Origin of the sequence: Nocardia sp. CC201C (genome assembly GCF_030010695.1) — a bacterium.
GTDB classification, from domain to species: Bacteria; Actinomycetota; Actinomycetes; order Mycobacteriales; family Mycobacteriaceae; genus Nocardia; species Nocardia otitidiscaviarum.
Genome location: NZ_JASCXP010000059.1, coordinates 1 through 24,562, shown reverse-complemented (window position 1 = coordinate 24,562; position 24,562 = coordinate 1). Strand labels below are relative to the sequence as shown.

The window sequence follows — 24,562 nt, the reverse complement described above, 5'->3', positions numbered from 1 at the left end:
GGGCAGCGGCCGGGGCGGATTCCGCTGTCGTCGGCGCAGCGACGGCTGTGGTTCCTGAACCGACTGGACGCCGCATCGGGTGTGTACAACATCGCCGTCGGCCTGCGGTTGTCGGGCCGGTTGACGGACCCTGCGCTGGAATCCGCCGTTACCGATGTGGTTGCTCGCCACGAGGTACTGCGAACGGTGTTCCCGGAGGATGCCGAGGGACCGCACCAGGTGGTGCGGCCGATCGCCGCGGTGCCCGTCGCGCGGATCGCGTCCACCCCCGACACCGCCGACGCCGACGCACGCGAATTCGCCGCGGCCGGATTCGATCTGACGGCCGAGACGCCGATACGCGTGGGCCTGCTGCGTCTCGCGCCGGAGGAGCACCTGCTCGTGGTCGTCGTGCACCACATCGCCGCCGACGGCTGGTCGCTGACGCCGCTGGCCGCGGATCTGGTGGTGGCCTACCGCGCACGGCTCTCCGGTGTCGCGCCGCACTGGCCGCCACTACCGATCCAGTACGCGGATTACACGGTGTGGCAGCAGGATTCGCTGGGCGAACCGGACGATCCCGACAGCCTGGCCGCGCGTCAGCTCGCCCATTGGCGGGCACGCCTCGCGGAGCTGCCCGAATGCCTGGACCTGCCCACCGACCGGCCGCGGCCGCCGGTGGCGTCCCAGCGCGGGGCGACGGTCCGCACCCGGCTCGAGGCGCACACGCATGCCGAGGTGGCGGCGATGGCACGTAGTCGGAGTGTGAGCGTCTTCATGGTGCTGCACGCGGCCCTGGCCGCGCTGCTGGCTCGGCTCGCCGCCACCGACGACGTGGCCGTCGGCACACCGGTGGCGGGGCGCACCGATCCCCGCCTCGACGACCTGATCGGCATGTTCGTGGGCACCCTGGTGCTGCGCACGCCCGTGGACACCGCCGCGCCGTTCGCCGCACTGCTGGACACCGTGCGCGATACGGATCTGGACGCCTTCGCCCATGCCGAGCTGCCGTTCGAGCGGCTGGTCGAGGCACTGGCCCCGGTCCGGTCGGCGGCGCATCACCCGCTGTTCCAGGTGATGCTGTCCGTACACAGCGCGGTGGCCGACACGGTGGAACTGCCGGGGTTGCGTGCGACCGCGACCGCACTCGACATCGCAGCCGCCCGGTGGGATCTTCAGTTCACCCTCGTCGAAAGGCATACCGCCACAGGCGACCCGGCGGGCATCGATCTCGAGTTGACCTACGCCACGGATCTGTTCGCCCCCGAGACCGCACGTCGCCTCGTCGAGCGTTTCATCCGGCTGCTCACCGTCGCGGCGATCGAACCGGAACTGCCTGTAGGGGAGCTGCCGCTGCTCACCGCCGAGGAAACCCACGCCCTCACACCGGTACTCGGCGCGGCGGCCGCGCCGGTGCGGACGCTGGCCGAGATCTTCACCGCCGCGGCCGCCATCGACCCGGCCCGCCCCGGCGTCCGAGCCGGTGAGCGGGAGCTGAGCTACGGTGAGCTGGACCGGATCTCGAACCGACTCGCCCGGCTCCTCATCGCCTCCGGTGTCGGACCGGAAAGCACTGTCGCGCTTGCTCTGTCCCGCTCCATAGAGTCCGTGTACGCCCTGGTGGCGGTGACCAAGACGGGCGCGGCGTTCCTGCCGGTCGACCCGAACTACCCGATGCCGCGCAAGCGGCACATGCTCACCGACTCGGATGTCCGGGTGGGACTTACCGTCGCCGGGCACCGCGGGGAACTCCCCGACGGCGCGGTCGATTGGCTGGTCCTCGACGACGCGGCGGTGACCGGCGACCTGGCACGCCGTTCGGACGACCCGATTACGGACGCGGATCGGACGGCCCCACAGCACATTTCGCATACGGCCTATCTGATCTACACCTCCGGGTCGACCGGTACACCCAAGGGCGTCGCGGTCACACACACCGGGCTGGCGAATTTCACCCGCACCATGGCCGAGCGGTTCGGCGTCGAATCCGAGTCCCGAACACTGCATTTCGCCTCGCCGAGCTTCGACGCCTCGGTGCTCGAGCTGTTGTTGGCCTGGGGGGCGGGCGCGACCGTGGTGATCGCGCCGCCCGAGCTGTACGGCGGTGAAGAACTCGCCGAACTGCTGGAGCGAGAACGGATCAGCCACGCCTTCCTGACGCCCGGTGCACTCGCCACCGTCGATGCACAGCGCTGGCCACTGCTCGGTCTGCGCTGTCTCATCGTCGGCGGCGAAGCCGTCAGTGCCGAACTGGTGCGGCGCTGGGGGCGGGACCGAACCATGTTCAACGCCTACGGGCCGTCCGAGTCCACCATCGCCGCGGTCGTCTCCGCCGCGCTCGTACCCGGGGAGCGGATCGTCCTCGGCGGCCCGATCCGTGGTGCCGGGCTGGCCGTACTCGATCGCCGCCTGCGCCCGGTCCCGCTCGGGGTCGTCGGCGAGCTGTACCTCAGCGGTGCGGGACTGGCACGCGGCTATCGGGGTCGTGTCGAGGTGACGGCGACCCGTTTCGTGGCCGACCCCTACGGCGGTCCCGGCGAACGGATGTACCGCACCGGTGACCTGGTGCGCTGGAGCGCGGGCGGCGAACTGGTGTTCGTCGGCCGCGCCGACGATCAGGTGAAGTTGCGTGGATTCCGCGTGGAACTCGGCGAGATCAACGCCGTCGTCACGGGATGTGCGGGAGTTCGCTTCGCGCACACCGAGCTTCGCGCGGACGACGGTGGTCGGGCGCGGATCGTCTGCTACGTACTCGGCGAGGGAGCCGATGCGGTGGACCCGCGGGCGGTGCGTGCGCACGCCGCGGCCCGTCTGCCCGCCCACATGGTGCCCTCGGCGATAGTCCCCCTGGCCTCGGTGCCGCTGTCGCCCAGCGGCAAACTGGACCGCCGCGCGCTGCCGGAACCGGCATGGGAGGCCGAGGACCGCGGGCGCGCACCCGCGACCCCGGCCGAGGAGCTGGTGGCCGCGGAGATGGCGCGCATCCTCGGCCGGGAGATGGTCTGCGCCGATCACGGCTTCTTCGACCTCGGCGGCGATTCATTGTCGGCCACGCTGCTGGTTTCCCGGATCGCCGCCGCGCACGGGCACCGGCTCGCCGTACGCGAGGTGTTCGACCATCCGACCCCCGAAGGACTGGCCCGCATCCTGGACGGCGCCGTGGACGAGGCGGTGTCGCTCCGCCCGCGGCTGCGTCCGGGTACCGCGCTCGCCCGCGTTCCGCTGTCCTCGGCACAGCAGCGGCTGTGGTTCCTCAATCAGCTCGACACCGACTCGGGCGTGTACAACATCCCGGCGGCGCTGCGACTGCGCGGCCCGCTGGACGAGGCGGCGCTGCGGGCGGCGCTGCTAGATGTGATCACTCGGCACGAGATTCTGCGCACGCTCTATCCGCAGGACGAGCACGGACCGCACCAGGTGGTGATTCCCGCCCACGACGTGCCGATGCCGTTGACCCGCATGGAGGTGTCGCCGCTCGAGGTCGAATACGATGTGGAGGCCTTCGCCGAGCCCGGTTTCGACCTCACCACCGAGCTGCCGCTGCGGGCCGAGCTGATGCGCAGCGGAGACGCCGACTTCACCCTCGCGCTCACCATTCACCACATCGCCATGGACGGTTGGTCGCTGGCTCCACTCCTGACCGACCTCCTGACGGCCTACGCGGCGCGCCGGGCCGGACAAGCCCCGGAGTGGCCGCCGCTGCCCGTGCAGTTCCGCGATTTCGCGGTGTGGCAGGCCGAGCTGCTCGGTGATGAACACGATCCGGACAGCGTGGCCGGTCGTCAGCTGCGGTACTGGCGCTCGCGGTTGGCCGGGCTGCCGGACTGCCTGGAGTTGCCGACCGATCGCCCGCGTCCGGCGGTGGCGTCCCATCGCGGCGCGGCGGTGCGGTTGTCCGCGGCCGCCGAAACCGGCACGCGGCTGCGTGATTTCGCGCGCGCCCACGATGTCACCGAATTCATGGTGCTGCACGCGGCCGTCGCGCTGCTGCTGTCCCGCCTCGGCGGCGGCTCCGATATCGCCATCGGCACCGCGGTCGCCGGTCGTACCGAACCCGAACTCGAGGGGCTGGTCGGTGCGTTCGTCGGCACCCTGGTGCTGCGCACGGCGGTGGAGTGCGACCGGGCCTTCCACGAGCTGCTGCGGACGGTACGCGAGACCGACCTGGAGGCCTTTGCCCACGCCGACCTGCCGTTCGAGCAGCTGGTGGAGGCCCTGAATCCGATGCGCTCCACCGCCTACCACCCGTTGTTCCAGGTGAGCCTGTCGCTGGACGATTTCGTGCCCGCCGCGCCCCGGCTGCCCGGACTCGACGTCTCGGTGCTGCGGGTCCAGCCGACCGTGGCCAAGTTCGATCTGCAATTCGCCTTCGGTGCCGATGCCGACGGCGGGCTGGAACTGTGCCTGACCTATGCCACCGATCTGTTCGACGAGACCACCGCGGCCGGGCTCGGCCGTCGCCTGCTGCGCGTACTCGACGCCGTCATCGCCGATCCGGATGTGACGGTGGGCGTGCTGGACATCCTCACCGTGGAGGAGGCACGCGCCCTGTCCCCGGTGTCCGGCCCGGTGTCGGATATCGTGCTCACCCTGCCGGAGCTCTTCGCCCTGGCTGCGGCCGACCCGGATCGAGTGGCTCTGGTCTGCGCGGACCGCACGCTGACGTATCGGGAGCTCGACGAGTGGTCGAATCGGCTGGCGCGCATACTCATCGCGCATGGCGCGGGTCCGGGCGCGGTGGTCGCGCTGGGTATGGCGCGATCGGTCGAGTCGGTGGTGGCCACCGTGGCGGTCGCCAAGACCGGCGCGGCCTATCTTCCAGTCGACGTGCGGCACCCGGCCGAGCGAATCCAGCACATGCTCACCGACTCCGGGGCGCGGCTGGGGGTGACGACCGCGGCGGATCGGGACCGGTTGCCCACCGAACCCGCGATCTCCTGGCTGCCCGCCGACATCATCGCGGAGTCCGAATCATCGGCCCCCGTCACGGATTCTGATCGGCTGGGCGGCGTGCACGTCGACGACATCGCCTATGTCATCTACACCTCGGGCTCGACCGGCGTGCCCAAGGGCGTGGCCGTGCCGCATCGCGGACTGGCCGGATTCGCCCTGGAGCAGCGCGCCCGCTACGGCGTCGAATCCACGAGTCGCACCCTGCATTTCGCATCGCCCAGCTTCGACGCCTCAGTGCTGGAACTGTTGCTGGCGTGGTGCGCCGGCGCGACCATGGTGGTGGCTCCCGCCGACAGCTACGGCGGCGACGAACTGGCGACGCTGCTCAAAAACCAGGCGGTGACGCACGCGTTCATCACCCCCGCGGCGCTGGCGAGCATCGACGCGGCCCGCTGGCGTCTGCCCGCACTGCGCTGTCTCATTGTCGGCGGCGAGGCGGTGGGCGCCGACCTGGTGTCCCGCTGGGCGGCGCACCGCGCCATGTTCAACGCCTACGGGCCCTCGGAAGCCACAGTGGCACCGGTGATCTCGTCGGCCCTGCCGACCGATGAGCCGGTCGTGCTCGGCCGTCCCATCCGCGGTGTCGCGGTCGCCGTGCTGGACACCCGGCTGCGACCGGTGCCGGTCGGTGTGGCGGGGGAGCTGTACGTGGCGGGTGCGGGCCTGGCGCGCGGCTACCTGGAGCGCCCGGCGCTCACCGCGGAGCGTTTCGTGGCGAATCCGTTCGCCGCGCGCCCGGGGGAGCGGATGTACCGCACGGGCGACGTGGTGCGGTGGACCACCGCGGGGGATCTGGTCTTCGTGGGCCGGGGCGACGACCAGGTGAAGATTCGCGGTTTCCGCATCGAACTCGGTGAGATCAGCTCCGTGGTGGCGGCGATCGCGGGAATCGGGTTCGCCCATACCGAGGTTCGTCACGACCGAGCCGGTACGCCTCGGCTGGTCACCTATGTCACCACGACGGAGCCGGTGGATGTGCGAGGGGTGCGTACCCAGGCCGCGGCTCGGCTGCCCGGCTATATGGTGCCCGCCGCCGTGGTTCCGCTCGCCGAGGTGCCGCTCTCGCCCAGCGGAAAACTGGATCGGCGTGCCCTGCCCGAGCCCGACTGGGAGGCGGTCGCGGGTGGACGCGAGCCCGAAACTCCCAGCGAGATTCTGGTGGCGTCGGCCATGGCCGAGATCACCGGCCACGAGCGCGTCTGCGCCGACCAGGACTTCTTCGAACTCGGCGGCACCTCGCTCACGGCGACCCGACTGGTCGCGCGGCTCGCCACCGCGACCGGCCGGCAACTCGGCGTACGCGCGGTCTTCGAGCATCCCACCCCGGAACGCCTGGCTCAGCTCGTCGACGAGCGGTTGACGCGGGGCGACACCGCGCTGCCGCGGTTGGAACGCGGGCCCCGACCGGATCGGGTGCCGTTGTCCCCGGCCCAGCAGCGGCTGTGGTTCCTCAACCGATTCGACACCGATTCCGGCGCCTACAACATCCCCATGGCGCTGCGGCTGCACGGTCCGGTCGACGTGGACGCACTGCGTGCGGCACTGCGCGATGTGGTGGTTCGGCACGAGGCGCTGCGTACGGTGTTTCCGCAGGACGCGACCGGACCACATCAGGTGGTGCTGGCCGCGGACGGGCTGGAGTTCCCGCTGCCCGTGCTCGACTGCGCCGCCGACGATCTGGCGGCGCGGCTGCGCGCGCTGGCGGTCACGGGATTCGACCTGGTCACCGAGTTACCGCTGCGCGCCGAGCTGCTGCGGGTCGACGACGATCGGCTGCTGGTGGTGGTCGTGCACCACATCGCCGCCGACGGCGGCTCGATCGCGCCGCTGGCGGGTGATCTGGCCGTGGCCTACGAGGCCCGGCGGAACGGTCACGCACCGACATGGCCCGAATTGGCGGTGCAATACGCGGATTTCAGCATCTGGCAGCGGGCGCTGCTGGGTGATGAGGAGGACGGGGACAGCGTCGCCGCCCGGCAGCTGCGCTACTGGCGCGACACGCTGTCGGGGCTGGCCGAATGCCTCGAGCTGCCCGCAGACCGGCCGCGTCCGGCCGTGCGGAACCATCACGGCGCGGCGGTCACGGCACGACTGGACGGCGCCGCGCACACCGCGCTGTTGCGGGTCGCCCGCGATCACGACGCGAGCCTGTTCATGGTGCTGCACACCGTGTTGGCGGTACTGCTGGCCCGCCTGGCGGGCACCGACGACGTGGTGGTCGGCACGCCGATCTCCGGTCGGGCCGATGCCCGGCTGCACCCGCTGATCGGCATGTTCGCGGGCACCCTGGCCCTGCGCACCCCGGTCGACCGCGCTACGGTCTTCACCGATCTGTTGGCGGCGGTGCGCGATCGCGATCTGGACGCCTTCGCGCACAGCGACATTCCGTTCGAGCGATTGGTCGAAGAGCTCGACCCGGTGCGATCCACCGCACACCATCCGCTGTTTCAGGTGATGCTGTCGGTCCACGACTCGCTCCCGGCGGTACCGCGGTTGGACGAGATAGAGGTGACGATCGAGGAGATCGCGCTCGACACCGCGAAGTTCGATCTGCAATTCACCTTCACCGAAACCCATACCGCCCAGGGCGATCCGGACGGCATCGATATTCGGTTGACCTACGCCACCGACATCTTCGACGCCGACACCGCCGAGCGGCTGGCGGGCCGATTCCTGCGGCTGCTGGCCCAGGTCAGCAGGCGACCGCGCAAACCGGTCGGCGATCTGGATCTGCTGTCGGTGCCGGAGCGCGCCTCCCTGGTTCCGGCGCGGGGTCCGGCCGGGCCGGTGGCGGCCACCCTGCCGGAGCTGTTCGCCGCGGCCGCCACCGAACGGGGCCGCGTCGCGGTCGTCGCGGCGGACGGCGAACCGACCTACGGCGAGCTGGACGAACGGTCGAATCGGGTGGCGCGGGCGCTGATCACCCACGGTGTCGGCCCGGGCGACACCGTCGCCCTCGCCCTGCCCCGCTCGGCGGCATCGGTGCTCGCGACGGTCGCGGTCGCCAAGACGGGTGCGGCGTTCCTGCCCGTCGACGTCCGCTATCCCGCCGATCGCATCAGCCATATGCTCGCCGATTCCGGTGCGCGTCTGGGCGTGACCGCCGCCGCGACGGATACGCGGCTGCCGACGGACGTCACCTGGCTGCCCCTGGCCGAGCTGGAGGGCGTCGAATCGGCCGAGGCCGTCTCGGACGCGGACCGGGAGCGATCACCGGGTATCGACGACGTCGCATATCTCATCTACACCTCCGGCTCGACCGGCCGCCCGAAGGGCGTGGCGGTGACCCATCGTGGTCTCGCCGGATTCGCCCTGGAGCAGCGCACCCGCTACGGCGTGGAATCCGACAGTCGCACACTGCACTTCGCGTCGCCCAGCTTCGATGCCGCCGTGCTCGAACTGCTACTCGCCTGGTGTGCCGGGGCGACCATGGTGATCGTCCCGCCCGAGGTGTACGGCGGCGACGAGCTGGCGGCCCTGCTCGACCGCGAACAGGTCACGCACGCTTTCGTCACACCGGCGGCACTGGCCAGCATCGACGCCGACCGCTGGCCGTTGCCCGCCCTGCGCCGCCTGGTGGTGGGTGGTGAAGCCGTCGGCGCCGACCTGGTGGCTCGCTGGGCTCCGGGACGGGCGCTGCACAACGGGTACGGGCCGACCGAGACCACCATTATGAGCGCCATCTCGGACCCGCTGTCGGAGTCGGCCCCCGTGGTACTGGGCCGCCCGATCCGCGGCACCGCCGTGGTGGTGCTGGACCGGCGATTGCGGCCGCTCCCTCCGGGAGTCGCCGGGGATCTGTACATTGCCGGTGACGGTCTGGCCCGCGGTTACCAGCTGCGCCCAGGGCTCACCGCGCAGCGCTTCGTGGCGAACCCCTACGCCACGCTGCCGGGGGAGCGGATGTACCGCACCGGCGACGTGGTGCGGTGGACGGAGAACGGCGAGCTGCTGTTCCTGGGCCGCGGCGACGATCAGGTGAAGATCCGGGGCTTCCGCATCGAACCGGGAGAGATCAGCGCGGTGGTGGCGCAGGTCGACGGAATCCGCTTCGCACACACCGAAGTACGCCCAGATCCCGCCGGTGCACCGGCCATCGTGTGCTTCGTCGTGCCGGAGAATGGCGATACCGACGCCGATACGACATACCTGCGGGAAGCGGTGGCGCGGCGGTTGCCCGCGCACATGGTTCCGGCGTCGTTCGTCTCGTTGCCCGCGGTTCCGCTGTCGCCCAACGGAAAACTGGACCGCCGTGCGCTGCCGGAACCGGTGTGGCCGGTCGCGACGCCCGGCCGCGCTCCGCGCACTCCCACCGAACGGGTGGTGGTCGGGGTGATGGGCGAGGTGCTCGGTCGCTCCGATATCGGTGCCGATCAGGGCTTCTTCGACCTCGGCGGCAACTCGCTCTCGGCGACCCAGCTGGTCGCGCGCCTCGCGGCAGCCGGTGGTCGGCAGCTCGCGGTGCGTGCGGTGTTCGACCATCCGACACCCGCGGAACTGGCCGCGCTGCTGGATGATTCGGCATCCGATCCGCATCCGGTCCGCCCGGCGCTGGTGGCCCGACCGCGGCCCGCACGGGTGCCGCTGTCCTCGGCGCAACTGCGTCTGTGGTTCCTCAACCGATTCGAGCCCGGTTCCGGGGCCTACAACATTCCGGTTGGTCTGCGCCTGCGCGGGCGTCTGGATATCGACGCGCTGCGGCATGCCGTCGCCGATGTGGCCGCCCGTCACGAGATACTGCGCACCATCTTCCCGGAGGATGCCGAGGGACCGCATCAGGTGATCCTGCCGCCGGACACCCCGATTCCGTTCGTGCGCGTCGTCTCCAGCGCGCGCACGATGGTCGACGACGCGATCGAGGTGGCGCGCACCGGATTCGATCTGAGTGCGGCACCGCCGCTGCGGGCCGCGCTGCTCCGAATCGGCCGCGACGACCACGCGCTGGTGCTCGTGGTCCATCACATCGCCGCGGACGGGTGGTCGCTGACCCCGCTGGCCGCCGACCTGGTGGCGGCGTACGAGGCGCGCCGCGCCGACCGTACCCCCGAGTGGTCGTCGCTGCCGGTGCAGTACGCGGATTACAGCCTGTGGCAACGGGAAGCGCTGGGCAGCGAGGACGATCCGGACAGCATCGCGGCGGCGCAGGTGCGGTACTGGACCGAGCATCTGGCCGAGCTGCCCGAATGCCTGGAGTTGCCCGCCGACCGTCCGCGTCCGGCGGTGGCCACCCACCGCGGTGCCACGACGTCGGTGCGGGTGGACGCGCGGCTGCACGCCCGCGTCACCGATATCGCCCGGGCGCACGATGCGAGTGTCTTCATGGTGTTGCACGCGGTGCTGGCGGTGCTGATGGCCCGGACCGGTGGCACCGGCGATATCGCGATCGGCACGGCCGTGTCCGGTCGCGGCGACGCGGCGCTCGACGATCTGATCGGCATGTTCGTGGGCACGCTGGTCCTGCGCACCCGGATCGACGGCGCGGCCGATTTCCCCACGGTGCTGGCGGCCGTACGCGATACCGATCTCGACGCCTTCGCCCACGCCGACCTGCCCTTCGAACGACTGGTGGAGCTGCTCAACCCGGTTCGCTCGACCGCACATCATCCGCTGTTCCAGGTGAGTCTGTCGCTCACGAACGTGGGCGTGCCCACGGTGCGGCTGCCGGAACTGGAGGTCTCGGGCCTGCCCGTCGATCCGGGCCTGGCGAAGTGCGATCTCCAATTCACCTGCACCGAAACGCGGACACCACACGGGGATCCGGACGGCATCGAGTTGAACCTCACCTACGCCACCGATCTGTTCGACGCCACCACGGCGGACCGCCTGAGCCGCCGCTTCGTCCGGTTGCTCGAGGGTGTGCTCGACGATCCACACGCCCCGGTCGGCGATATCGATCTGCTCAGCGCCTGGGAGCGTTCGGTGCTCGCACCCGGTCGCGGCGCGCCCGCCGCGTCGCCGATCGTCCTGCCCGAACTGTTCGCCCGCGCCGTGGACACCACCCATCCGGCGCTCGTCGCGGATGCCCGCACGGTGAGCTACGGTGAGCTCGACACCTGGTCGAACCGGTTGGCCCGTAGGCTCATCGCGGCCGGTGTCGGACCCGGCGACGTCGTGGCGCTGGGCCTGGCGCGCTCGGTGGAGTCCGTCGTCGCGGCGTTGGCCGTCGCCAAGACCGGCGCGGCCTTCCTGCCCGTGGACGTGCGCCATCCGGTGGACCGTATCCGGCACATGCTGACCGATTCCGCGGTGCGCTGCGGCCTCACCGTCGATGCGGACCGGGCCGCGTTGCCCGGGGATCTCGGAGTGGAGTGGCTGCCGGTCGACACCGCGTCGGAGTGGCCGGGCGGCGCGATCGACGAGGGGGAACGCAGGGGACCGCTGCGTCTCGACGAGATCGCGTACGTGATCTACACGTCGGGTTCGACCGGACTGCCCAAGGGCGTGGCCGTGACCCACCGCGGCCTGTTCAACTGCGCCGAGGTGCAGCGGGTTCGCTTCGGCGTGGACCGCGGCTCGCGCACCCTGCACCTGGCCTCGCCCAGCTTCGACGTGTCCGTGCTGGAACTGCTGCTCGCCTGGTGCGCGGGCGCGACCATGGTCATCGCCGGGACCGACGTCTACGGCGGCGACGCGCTGGCCGAACTGCTCGAGACCCGGGCGGTGACCCACGCCGTGATCACGCCGGCCGTCCTGGCGACCATCGACACCGAGCGCTGGCCGCTGCCTCGGCTGCGCACCCTGGTGGTCGGTGGCGAGGCGTTCGACCGGGAGCTGGTGGAGCAGTGGGGAGGTGGCCGGGCCATGGTGAACGGCTACGGGCCCTCCGAGGCGACCATCGCCACCACCTTCTCCGCGCCGATGCACCCCGAGCGGCCGATCGCCCTGGGTCGTCCGATCCGCGGTGTGACCGCGATGGTGCTGGACGGGCGGATGCGCCCGGTGCCGCTGGGCGTGGTCGGGGAACTCTATGTCGGCGGCATCGGTGTGGCGCGCGGCTATCACCGCCGACCGGTGCTGACCGCCGAACGATTCGTCGCGGACCCGTCCGGGGGTCCCGGTGCGCGTATGTACCGCACCGGTGACCTGGTGCGCTGGAACGCCGACGGCGAACTCGTCTTCGTCGGCCGCGCCGATGATCAGGTCAAGGTGCGCGGCTTCCGAATCGAACTCGGCGAGATCACCGCGGTCGTCGCGGGCTGCGAGGGAGTCCGATTCGCGCACACGGATATTCGCTACGATGCCGCGGGTCGGGCGCAGCTGGTGTGCTACGTGGTCGCGCTGGACGATCGGACCCTCGACACCGGTGCCCTCCGTGCTGCGGCCGCAGTACGGCTCCCGGCACACATGGTGCCCGCCCTGTTCCTGGTGCTGGACTCGATACCGTTGTCGCCCAACGGAAAACTGGACCGGCGGGCGCTGCCTGAACCGAGCTGGACGAGGTCCGACGGCGGGCGCGAGCCACGCACCGACGGCGAGCGGGTGGTGGCCGCCGCGATGGCCGAGGTGATCGGGCAGGAGCGAGTTCTGGCCGAGCACAACTTCTTCGAGCTGGGCGGCAACTCGCTGTCGGCCACCCAGCTGGTGGCGCGGATCGCGGCGTCCTCCGGCTGCCGTCTCGAGGTGCGTGCGGTATTCGAGAATCCCACTCCGGCCGGGTTGGGAGCAGTGCTCGATCGCGCCGACAGCGGTGGCCGCGGTCCCGAACTGGTGGCGCGGACCCGCCCGGCCCGGGTGCCGCTGTCGCCGGCGCAGCAGCGGCTGTGGCTGCTCAACCGCTTCGACACCGGCTCCGGGGCGTACAACGTGCCGCTGGTGCTGCGGCTACGGGGGTCGTTGGACGAGACGGCGCTGTGCCGGGCGGTGGCCGATGTGGTGGCGCGCCACGAGGTGTTGCACACGGTGTTCCCGGCGGACGCGCAGGGACCGCATCAGGTGCCGGTTCCCGACGCCACGCTCCCGGTTCCGATCGTCGACAGCACCGACGACGAGGTGTCCGACCACGTCCGCCGCTGTGCTGCCGACGGATTCGACATCAGCCGGGAGATACCGATTCGCGCGCGGTTGCTGCGGCTCACGGCAGTCGAACATGTGCTGGTGCTGGTCCTGCACCACATTGCCGCCGACGGCGGCTCGGTCGGACCGCTGGCGGCGGATCTGACCGCCGCCTACGCGGCCCGCAGCGTGGGCAGCGCACCCGAATGGCCGCCGCTGCCGGTGCAATACGCCGACTTCAGTCTGTGGCAGCACGAGACGCTGGGCAGCGAGCAGGATCCGGAGAGCCCGGCCGCACGCCAGTTGGCCTACTGGTCCGAGCGACTGGCCGGTGCGGCGGAATGCCTGGCGTTGCCGAGTGATCGGCCACGCCCGGCCGTACCCTCGCACCGAGGCGCGTCCGTGGCCGCTCGGATCGACGCGGAATTGCACGATGCCCTGACCGATCTGGCGCATCGCAGCGGCGTCAGCGTTTTCATGGTGCTGCACGCCGTCACGGCGGTGCTGTTGAGCCGCCTCGCCGGTGTCACCGACATCTCGGTGGGCACGCCCATCGGCGGTCGCGTCGATCCGAGGCTCGAGCCTCTGGTCGGGATGTTCGTGGGCACGCTCGTGCTACGCACGGCGGTGCCGCCCGACCGATCCTTCGCCGATCTGCTGCGCACGGTGCGTGAAACCGATCTGGATGCCTTCGCGCACGCCGACATACCCTTCGAACGTCTGGTGGAGGCGCTGGCGCCGACCCGGTCCGCCGCGTACCACCCGCTGTTCCAGGTGATGCTGTCGGTGCACAGCACGGTGCCGGGCGCACCGCGGCTGGACGGGCTGAGCGTCGTCGCCGAAGACCCCGGCGTCGAGGTGGCGAAATTCGACCTCCAGTTCACCCTCACGGAGACGCGAACGGACGGGGGCGGTCCGGGCGGCATCGAGCTGTGCGTCACCTACGCCGAGGACCTGTTCGACCGCGACACCGTTCGCGAGCTGTGTGAGCGGTTCCGGCGAATCCTGGCCGCCGTTGTCGCACAACCCGACACCCTGGTCGGGGACGTGGATCTGCTCGACGCACGGGAGCGGCGTGCGCTCGCACCCGTGCGCGGTGCGGCGTCGACCGGTGCGGCGTCGTTCCCGGCGCTCTTCGCCGCCGCCGTTGCCGCGGGTGCCGACACCGTCGCGGTCCGCGATCACGAGATCCAGATGAGCTACGACCAACTCGACCGTGCCACCAACCGGCTGGCCCGGGTACTGCTGGAACTCGGCATCGGCCCGGAATCATATGTGGCGCTGGGTATCCCACGATCCGTCGAATCGGTGCGGGCCATGGTGGCGGTGATCAAGACCGGAGCCGCCTTCGTGCCCGTCGATCCGTCCTACCCGGCCGAGCGCATCCGGCACATGGTGTCGGACGCGGACGCGCGGATCGGCCTCACCGTCGCCCACTGTCGCGACGCCCTGCCTGACGGGATCCGGTGGCTGGTGCTCGACGACCCCGGCTTCGCGGCCGAGGTGCGGACGTATTCGGATGCGCCGGTGCGAGTCGCCGAGCCCGGCGGTTGGCCGCGGCTCGACCACCCCGCGTATCTGGTCTACACCTCCGGATCGACCGGCGTGCCCAAGGGCGTGTGTGTGACGCACGCGGGTATCGCCGACTTCACCGCCGAGTTGGCCGCACGCGGCGGGGTGACCGCCGAATCACGGGTACTGCACTTCGCCTCCCCCAGTTTCGACGCCGCCATCCTGGAGGTGTTGCTCGCACTCGGCTCGGCCGCGACGCTGGTCCTCGCCGATCCCTCGGTATACGGTGGTGACGAGCTGCGAGAGTTGTTGCGCACCAACGCGATAACGCACGCTTTCAGCACGCCGGCAGCGCTGTCCACCGTCGACGCCACGGGTCTTGACCAGCTTCGGTTCGTCATGGTCGGCGGGGACCGCACCGATCCGGAACTGGTGCGGCGGTGGGTGGACGACACCGCCGCGTCCCGCCGCACCATGCTGAACGCCTACGGGCCATCGGAGGCCACCGTGGCGGCGACCGTGAGCGCCCCGCTGCTGCCCGGTGCGCCGATCACGATCGGAGGGCCGCTGCGGGGGTTCGCCGTCGTGGTGCTGGACGACCGGTTGCATCCGGTGCCGATCGGCGTGCCGGGGGAGCTGTACCTGGCCGGAAACGCTCTGGCACGCGGCTATCACCGGCGACCCGGACTGACGGCGGCGCGATTCGTCGCCGATCCGTTCGGAGCGCCCGGCACCCGCATGTACCGCACCGGTGATCTGGTGCGTTGGCTGCGGCTCGAGGGCCGTTGGGAACTCGAGTATCTCGGTCGTACCGATCATCAGGTGAAGATTCGCGGCTTCCGTATCGAGTTCGGTGAGATCGACGCCGTCCTCGCCACCCATCCGGAGGTAGCCGCCGTCATTACCATCGGCTACGACCTGCCGGGCGGCACGACGATCCTGGCCTCCTATGTGGGTTGTGCGCCCGGCACCCACCCGACGGCGGCGGAGCTGCGCCGCCATGTCGCCGCCAAGGTGCCGGGATACATGGTGCCGCAGGCCATCACGGTGCTGGCGGAGCTGCCGCGGACGCCCGCGGGCAAGATCGACCGTGCGGCGCTGCCGGAACCGGTGCTCCTCGCGAGCGCCGGTTATCGTGAGCCGGGCAGCCCACTGGAAGCTCGGGTGTGCGCCGCCTTCGCCACCGTCCTGGGGTCGGACACGGTGGGAGCCGACGACAACTTCTTCGAACTGGGCGGCAACTCCCTGCTCGCCACTCGGCTGGTGGCGGAGCTCGGGGACACCCATGGTGCGCGGATTCCCATGCAGGCCCTCTTCCTGGATCCCACACCGGCCGGGATCGCCGCATATGTCGCCGACCGGGGCGGTGCTGTCGACGCCGTCGCGGCCGCGCTGGATCCACTGCTGCCGTTGCGAGCGCGCGGCACGCTGCCGCCGCTGTTCTGCGTCCATTCGGTCAGCGGCGTGGCCTGGAACTATGCGGCCCTGCTGCCGCACATCGAACCGGAGCGGCCGGTGTACGGCCTGCAACTGCCGCATCTCACCGAGGACGGCGTCGGCATCGACTCCATCGAAGAACTGGCCCAACGCTATATCCGTGAACTGCGCGCGGTGCGTCCGCACGGCCCCTATCACCTGCTAGGCTGGTCACTGGGCGGATTGATCGCCTATGAGATGGCGGTGCAGCTCCGCGCGGCGGGTGCACAGGTGGGTGTGCTCGCCCTGCTCGACAGCCGGGTGCTGGCCGACGCGCCCGAACCCACCGATCCCAGTGCGGGCGAACTGCTGGCCGCGCTACTGGGGGACGAGAGCCTGGCGACGCGGCACATCACTCCGCAGCATGCCGCGCGACTGCTGCGCGAACGGCAGGGCCCGCTCGGCTCCATCGATCCCGAGCGGGTGGAGCGGATGTACGCGGGGTACCTGGCGGGGACGGCCATGGGCCACCGGTATCGCCCCGGCGTCTACGACGGCGACCTGCTGTACTTCACGGCCACCGAACCGGTTCCGCCCGCGGAGCCCACCCGGGCCCCGGCCCCGGCCGGTGGTGCCGCCCCGTGGCGGCGGGTGGTGCGCGGTGCGGTCGACGAGCACGTCACCGCATGGTCGCACGTCGATATGGGCTCGCCCCCGGCACTGGGCGAGATCGGTCCGGTAGTGCGGAGTCATCTGAACGATGCAGCGACGGAAGAAGTACCGACAGAAGGGAATGCACGATGAGCGACACCAATCCGTTCGACAACGACGAGGGCGAGTTCTCGGTGCTGCGCAACGCCGAAGGGCAGTACTCGCTGTGGCCCGACTTCGCGCCGATCCCCGAGGGATGGCAGGTCGTCCACGAGGGCGGCCGCCGCGACTGCCTCGATTACGTGGAGCTGCACTGGACCGATATGCGTCCGAACAGTCTGATCGCGGCCATGGGGGGTGATGGGCGCGGCTAGTGATCAACGGCGGTCGCGATCGGCGCTGCCCGTATCCCGGTGGCGGCGGTCGACGCTGATCGCCGCGGCCGTGGCCGTCGTGGTGGCTGGGACGGGACAGGTTCGAACGGAATATCGGACCCCCGACCGGCTACCGCACGGCCATGCTCGTGCCGACCCGAGTTTCACCGTCTTCATGCCGGTGGCGGGCGCGTTCCGCGCGCTCGATGCGGGGACGACGAGATGGTTGCGCGCCGACCGCGCCGCCCTGCTGAGGATGATCGCCTATCACACGGTTCCGATCGGCCTGCCGCCCGAAATGGACGAGGGCAGCTATCCCACCCTCGCGGGCCGCGAATTGACTGTCACGCGAGGTACGCACGGTCTCGAAGTCAACGGCGCGACGGTGCTGCGTGGTGGTTTCCGAACGGCTGACGCCACCGTCTACGTGATCGACAGGGTGCTCACCCCGCCGCCGTGACCGCCCGCGGCGGCACCGAGAATGGGAGACAACGCTCCGCGACATCGCGCTGACGTGATCCGGGTCACCTGCAAGCTATGATCTTGCACGGTCTTTTCAGCTGCTGTTCCGTCTAGCCGCTGTTCACCCGGGTCGTCGGCGCGTCCGGCCCGGTGCACAGCCGAGGATCCGGAAGGAGCCGGGCGTACATGGGGACCCCTCCCACCCTGGTGGATATCGCATCGGCACGAGTAACCGACGACCCGCACCGAATCGCTTTTCGGTTCTCGAGCTACCGGGAGGACACCGAGGAGGTCGATTTCCGGCGGCTGTGGGAACGAGTCGCCGCCGTCGCGCAGCGGCTGATCGACACGACCGCGCCCGGTGACCGGGTGGTGCTGCTCTGTCCGCCCGGACCGCATTTCGTCCACGCGTTCTTCGCCTGCCTGGCGACACGCCGGATCGCGGTCGCCGTACCCCTGCCCACCTCGCCGCACCAGGTGGCCGCGGTGACGGCGATCGTTCGCGACAGCGGCGCGGCGGCGGCGATCGCGCCCTTGTCCGCGGTGCCGGTCGACGGGGAAATACTCGGCCGCGATCTCCGGATCATCGATATCGATTCGATAGACGGTGGCACGGGTCTCGAAATACGGTGCGCTGCGCCCACACCCGATGACATCGCTTTCCTGCAATACACCTCGGGCTCCACCGGATCTCCCAAGGGAGTCACGGTGCTGCACCGCAATCTCGTGCACAACCTCGAACTCATCACCGCGAATTTCCGTCTCACCGAGCGCAATTCGCTGGTGTCGTGGTTGCCGCCCTTTCACGATATGGGCTTGATCCAGGGCATGCTGCTGCCGGTGTTCGTCGGCATGCGGGCCACCCTCATGTCGCCCATGACATTCCTGCGCAATCCGCTCACCTGGCTGCGGGCGATATCGGAGAGCGAGAACGTCCTCGCCGGTGGCCCGAATCTGGCGTACGGCCTGTGCACGAAGCGGATCTCACCGGCCGAGGCGGCACTGCTGGATCTGAGCGGTTGGGAGATGGCCTTCGTCGGCGCGGAGCCGGTGGATCCGAAGACCCTGCGCGCCTTCGCCGACACCTTCGCGGTGAGCGGGTTCCGCGCGGAGAGCTTCGTGCCCACCTACGGCCTGGCCGAATCCACCCTCTACGTGAGCGGCGGCCCGGTGGGCGCGGGTGCGCGCCCCCGCAGGTTCTCCACCGACGAACTCGAACGCGGCGTCGCCATCGAATGGCCCACCGGCCGCGAACTGCTGAGTATGGGGCCGGTGCGACCGGAGCACGTCGCCGTGGTCGATCGGGCGACGGGACGACGCTGCCCGGACAACCGGGTCGGCGAGATCTGGCTGCGCGGCGCGAGTGTCGCCGCCGGGTACTGGAACAAGCCGGAGCAGACCCGCGGCGCCTTCGCGGCGACGATCGCCGGGGAGGACGGGGCCGAGTATCTGCGCACCGGCGACCTCGGCTTCGTGTGCGCCGGCGAACTGTACGTCTCCGGACGCAGCAAGGAACTGATGATCGTCCACGGCCGCAATATCTTCCCGCAGGATGTCGAGCGGACCATCGTCTCCAACCACCCCATGCTGCGCCCCGGCGGCTGCGCCGTATTCGCCGCCACCATCGACAACGAGGACCGCGTCATCGCGGTCCAGGAGTTGAACGACACCCTGGAGCCCGGTAGCGCGGCGGCCCTGGAGGGGTCGATTCGCGACATCGTCAGCCGCGTGCACGCCATCCGCCTGCATCAGGTCGTCTTCGTCGAGAAGGGTGGGGTGCCCAAGACGACCAGCGGCAAGATTCAGCGGCAGCGGCTGCGCGAAACCTATTCGGCCGGAACGGCATTGGAGGAGAGTGCGCTATGAGCGGGGTGACGGGCAATGCCACCGTGGTGGATTACTTCGTGGACTGGGTCGCGCGGCGGCTGGAGCGGGACTCGGTCGACCCGCACGCGCCGCTCACCTCCCTCGGCCTCGATTCGGTGCAGGCCGCCGAACTCATGACCATCCTCGAGGACCGGTACGACACCGAGATCACCGCCGAGGAGATCTTCGACGGGCTGAGCCTGGCCGATATCGCGGCCAAGGTGAGCGCGTCCGGCGCGGAGAACGCCAAGCGCACCATGGATTTCAGCCTGCTGTTCTTCGCCAGTGACGCACAGCGCGCCGCCGGGGAACGCTACCGGCTGCTGCTGGAGAGCGCCCGGTTCGCCGATGCGCACGACTTCAAGGCCATCTGGGTTCCGGAACGCCACTTCCACAGCTTCGGCGGTCTCTACCCGAACCCCGCGGTGCTGGGTGCGGCGCTGGCCACCGCCACCGAGCGGGTGCGCATTCGCGCCGGGAGCGTGGTTCTGCCACTGCACAATCCGGTGCGGGTGGCCGAGGACTGGGCGGTGGTCGACAATCTGTCCGACGGCCGGGTCGACGTAGCGTTCGCCACCGGGTGGAACGTGGACGACTTCGTCCTCGCCGACGGCGACTACGCCGATCGGGTCGAGATCACCCGCTCGGGCATGGACACCGTGCAGCGGCTCTGGCGTGGTGAATCCGTCGAACTGCCCAATGGTGTGGGCGAGCAGCGCTCGGTGCGGATCTTCCCGAACCCCGTACAACCCGCACTGCCCACCTGGCTGACGTGCAGCGGCGGGGTCGAACGCTTCGCGATGGCGGGCGCGCTCGGCGCGAATGTTTTGACCGCCTTGCTCTTCCAAGAGGTGGACGAGCTGGCGGAGAAGGTGGCGGCCTATCGCAAGGCGCGGGCGGAGCACGGCCACGGCGTCGACGACGGCACCGTCACCGTCATGCTGCACACCTTCGTCGGCGAGGACGAGGAACGGGTCCGGCGCACCGTCGAAGGGCCGTTCAAACGCTATCTGGAGGATTCCGTCGACCTGTGGCGACGGGGCTCGGCAGCGCTGGAGAGCCTCGACGAGCACGCGCGGGCCAAGGTGCTGGACTTCGCCTTCGAACGCTACTACCGCAACAACGGGCTGTTCGGCACCCCGGATTCCGCCAGCTCGATGGTCACCCGGCTGCAGGAGATCGGCGTGGACGAGATCGCGTGCCTGATCGACTTCGGCATTCCCGACGCCGATGTGCTGGAAGGTCTCGCAGCACTGGCTCGACTCGAGAAAAGGGCAGCATAGTTGACCGTTCCGCGATCACTGCCGTTTCCGTTATCGGCTGCCCAGCAAGGGATTTGGTACGCACAGCAGTTATCCGGCTCGACCCCGATCACCAATTCGCTCTGCATCGACCTGCACGGTGACCTCGATCCCGACCTGCTGCTGGCCTCGTTCTGGCGCGTGGCGGGGGAGTTCGAGGCCGCCCGCCTGCGCCTGATCGAAACCGACGGCATCCCGATGCAGGTGGTGGATCGGGAGTTGGACGAACCGGCCCGGTGCCTGGATCTGCGCGACGCCCCGGACCCGGTCGCCGCCGCCCACGAGTGGATGCGCGCGGAATACAGCGAGCTGGTCGACCTGTACGACGACCGGCTCATCACCACCGCGGTGCTGCGGGTGGAGCAGCGCCGCTGGTTCTGGTACCTGCGCGCCCACCACATCGCCATGGACGGCGTCGCCGCCATGACCCTGCTGACCCGGGTCGGCGCGGTGTACACCGGCGCGGTCGAGGGCACCGAGCCCGCACCCGCGCGGGTGCACGGTCTGGCCGAGCTGGTCGCAGAGGACGAGAAGTACCGTGCTTCCGAACGTTTCGTCAGCGACCGGGAGTACTGGCGGGAGCGGCTGGCGGGACTGCCCGCGCCGGTGAGCCTCGCCGGTCGCACCGGACAGGCCGACGCCCACCCGGTTTCGGTGAGCGGGCTGCTCCCCGCCGAGACCGCGCACCTGCTCGACACCGTGGTCAAGAAGCACGCGACCACCCCGGCCACCCTGATCCTCGCGGCGTTCGGCCTGTTCCTGAGCCGCATGACCGACAGCGCGGATGTCGTTCTCGGCCTGCCGGTATCGGCGCGCGTCACCACCTCGGCGCGGCGGTCCGGCGGCATGCTGGCCAATACCCTCCCGTTCCGGATCACCACCGGACCGCACGACACCGTCGGCGCGCTCATCGAATCGGCGCAGCGGCAGCTCATCGACGCGCTGCGCCACCAGCGCTACCGCCAGGAGGACATGTTCCGGGATATCGGCCGCCTCACGCCGCAATCCCAGGTGTTCGGGCCGTTCGTGGACCTGATGATGTTCGACACCAAGATCGTCCTCGGTTCGATCGTCGGCCACCTCCAGGTGCTGACCCCGGGGCTGGTCTCGGATCTGTCGGTCAGCTGCTATTCCGGCGCCGGTGCCGAGGCCACCCGCCTGGACTTCGTCGGGAACCACGACCTGTACACCCCGGCCGAACTCGCGGCGCAGCATCGCCGGTTCCTCGGCTTCTTCCACGGTTTCCTGCACACGATCGTCACCGACCCGGACACACCGGTGCGGGGCGTCGATGTGCTCGACGACGCCGAACGCGATCGGCTGCTGCGGCGGTGGAACGACACCGCGCTACCGGTGGACCCGGACCGCACCCTGGTGGACATGTTCCGGGCGCGGGCGGACGAGGCCCCGGACGCGGTCGCCGTGGTATCCGGCGACCGGGCCTACACCTACGCCGAACTCGGCACCCGCGCCCGACACCTCGCCACGCTGTTGGCCGAGCGTGGCGCGGGACCGGAAACGATTGTGGCCGTGGCGCTTCCGCGCGGCATGGAGCTGATCACGGCGCTGCTGGCGGTACTCGAGGCCGGTGCCGCCTACCTGCCGCTCGACCCGGCGTCACCGCCGGACCGCCTCGCCTACATCCTGGCCGACGCCGCGCCGCGCCTCGTGCTCGCCGACGACAGCACGGCGCAACTGGTCGACCACGAGCGGGTGCCGTGCCTGCGCGTCGACCAGGCGCCGCACGGCGGAGCGGCCCGGGCCCGGTCGCCGCGGGTGCGTCCGGACAATGCGGCGTATTACATCTACACCTCCGGCACGACCGGAAAACCCAAGGGCGTCGCGGTAACCCACGCGAATGCGGTAGCGCTGTTCGCCGGTACGCGGCCATGGGGCGGGTTCGGCCCCGACGATGTGTGGGCCTGGTGCCATTCCCAGGCATTCGACTTCTCGGTATGGGAGATCTGGGGCGCGCTGCTGCACGGCGGACGCGTGGTGGTCGTACCGCGCGAGGTGGCCTACTCGCCCCCGGAACTGTGGGAACTCGTCGTGGCGCAGGGCGTGACCATTCTCAACCAGACTCCCTCGGCGTTCTACGCCCTGATCGAATCCCAGTGCACGCGTGCGGAGGACGCCAGCGCGCTGCGGCTGGTCATCTTCGGCGGGGAGGCCCTGGACCCGGCCCGGCTGCGGCGCTGGCCGCTGCTGGACACCGCCGCCGCTCCCGTACTGGTCAACATGTACGGGATCACCGAGACCACCGTCCATGTGACGAAACAGCCGCTCGAGCCCGCACATTGGCACGGTGCGGCGGGCAGCAGCCCGATCGGCGTGCCGCTGGCGAATCTGCGCGTCTATGTCCTGGACACCTGGCTGCGACCGGTCCCGATCGGGGCCGCCGGCGAGCTGTACGTGGCGGGTGGCCAGGTCGGCCGCGGCTACCATGACCGACCGGGGCGGACCGCCGCGCGCTTCGTGGCCGACCCCTTCGACGCGGCCGGTGGCGGACGCCTCTACCGCAGTGGCGATGTGGTCCGCTGGACCGAGGCCGGGGTGCTGGAGTACCTCGGCCGCGCCGACGAGCAGGTGAAGATCCGCGGCTATCGCATCGAACTGGGCGAGGTCGAGGCCGTGCTCGCCGCCCAGGACGAGGTGGCGCGGGCCGTGGTCACCACCCGCTCCACCGCGTCCTCGGATCAGCTTGTCGCCTATATGGTTCCGGATCCGGGGGTCGCGCCGGTGGCGCTGCGCTGCCTGGAATTGCGGCGCGACGGCGTCATCGCCGCCGACGAACTGCACGAGCTGCCCAACGGCATGCCGGTGGTGGGCCGCAATCGGTCCAATATCCGCTTCCTGTACGAGGAGATCTTCGAACGGGCGGAGTACTGCGCCTGCGGGCTGACCATTCCCGAAACGGGCTGTGTGGTCGACATCGGTTCGCACGTCGGCATGTTCTCCCTCTACGCGCAGAGCAAGTCACCGGAGCTGAGGATCTTCGCGGTCGAGCCGATGCCGGAACTGCGGCGCATGTTCGCGGCCAACGCCGCCCTGCACGGCCTGAACGCGACCCTGGTGCCCTACGCGATCGGCGCGGCGGCCGAGATGGACACCTTCACCTACTACCCGGAGATGTCGGTGCTGTCCGGGCGCGGCAGCGACAGCCACGTGCAGCGCGGCATCCTGGAGTCCTACCTGCACAACGAATATCGCGGTGAGAGCGGCGATCCGGGGGAGCGGTACGTCGATCAGCTGATCGCCGACCGGTTGGAGTTCGAACAGGTCGACGTGCCCATCCGCACCCTGTCGCACATCATCGGCGAGTACGCCATCGACCATATCGATCTGCTGAAGATCGATGTGGAGGGCAGCGAACTGGATGCGCTGCGCGGCATCGCATCCGACGACTGGCCGCGCATCGACCGGATGGTCATCGAGGTGCACGATATCGAGGACCGCCTCGCGGGCATCGAGAAGCTGTTGCGGGAGCACGGATTCCAGGTCGCCTCCCGGGTGTCGCCGAAGGTGGAGGGCACCGACCTGCACATCGTCTACGCGGTGCGACGGGGTCTCGATTCCGGTGTCGACGCCAACCGGGTGAACGTGCTGGAGCAGCGGCCGCGGTGGATGTCGCCGTCGGCGCTCGGCACCCGGATGCGGCAGCGGCTGGGCGAGCGGCTGCCCGGCTACATGGTGCCGGATGTGGTCATGGTCCTGGACGGCCTGCCGCTGACGGTGAACGGCAAGGTCGACAAGGCCGCTCTGCCCGATCCGGTGCTGACCCGCACGGCCTACCGCGCACCCGCCACCGCCATGGAGGAGGTGGTGGCCGGGGTGTTCGGCGAGGTGCTCGGCATCGACCGGGTGGGCGTCGACGACGACTTCTTCGAACTGGGCGGCAACTCGCTGTCCGCGACCCGACTGGCGGCGCGGCTGGCCGACGGCGTGGGCGTCGCGCTGACCGTGCGCCACATCTTCGAGGCGTCGACGGCCGGGGCGCTGGCGGCGCTGCTCGACGAACGCGTCGCGGGCGCGGGCGTGGCGCGGGTGGGGGCGGCG

At 70.3% G+C, this 24,562-nt stretch carries 6 protein-coding genes; all 6 read left to right on the top strand.

Annotated elements, in window-relative coordinates; translation table 11 throughout:
* Nucleotides 1–18: 18 nt before the first annotated feature.
* Nucleotides 19–16,656, top strand: coding sequence for a non-ribosomal peptide synthase/polyketide synthase (locus QK444_RS09285; protein ID WP_349239514.1), 16,638 nt, complete (start codon nt 19–21; stop codon nt 16,654–16,656).
* Nucleotides 16,653–16,877, top strand: coding sequence for an MbtH family protein (locus tag QK444_RS09280; protein WP_195144059.1), 225 nt, complete (start codon nt 16,653–16,655; stop codon nt 16,875–16,877). Before QK444_RS09285 ends, QK444_RS09280 begins: the two co-directional genes overlap by 4 nt.
* Nucleotides 16,864–17,337: a fasciclin domain-containing protein gene (locus QK444_RS09275; protein WP_282778976.1), complete on the top strand. Its 474-nt coding sequence runs from the start codon at nt 16,864–16,866 to the stop codon at nt 17,335–17,337. Before QK444_RS09280 ends, QK444_RS09275 begins: the two co-directional genes overlap by 14 nt.
* Nucleotides 17,338–17,525: 188 nt before the next feature.
* On the top strand, nt 17,526–19,205 hold the full coding sequence (locus QK444_RS09270) for a fatty acyl-AMP ligase (protein ID WP_282778974.1): 1,680 nt from the start codon (nt 17,526–17,528) through the stop codon (nt 19,203–19,205).
* Complete coding sequence (locus tag QK444_RS09265) at nt 19,202–20,488, top strand: MupA/Atu3671 family FMN-dependent luciferase-like monooxygenase (protein WP_282778972.1); 1,287 nt, start codon at nt 19,202–19,204, stop codon at nt 20,486–20,488. Before QK444_RS09270 ends, QK444_RS09265 begins: the two co-directional genes overlap by 4 nt.
* On the top strand, nt 20,489–24,562 hold a 4,074-nt coding region (locus QK444_RS09260; protein WP_282778970.1), incomplete at its 3' end, for an amino acid adenylation domain-containing protein.

Coding starts and splice junctions, on each gene's coding strand:
- QK444_RS09270 (WP_282778974.1), top strand. CDS start 17,526: ATGGGGACCCCTCCCACCCTGGTGGATATCGCATCGGCACGAGTAACC.
- QK444_RS09265 (WP_282778972.1), top strand. CDS start 19,202: ATGAGCGGGGTGACGGGCAATGCCACCGTGGTGGATTACTTCGTGGAC.
- QK444_RS09275 (WP_282778976.1), top strand. CDS start 16,864: ATGGGCGCGGCTAGTGATCAACGGCGGTCGCGATCGGCGCTGCCCGTA.
- QK444_RS09280 (WP_195144059.1), top strand. CDS start 16,653: ATGAGCGACACCAATCCGTTCGACAACGACGAGGGCGAGTTCTCGGTG.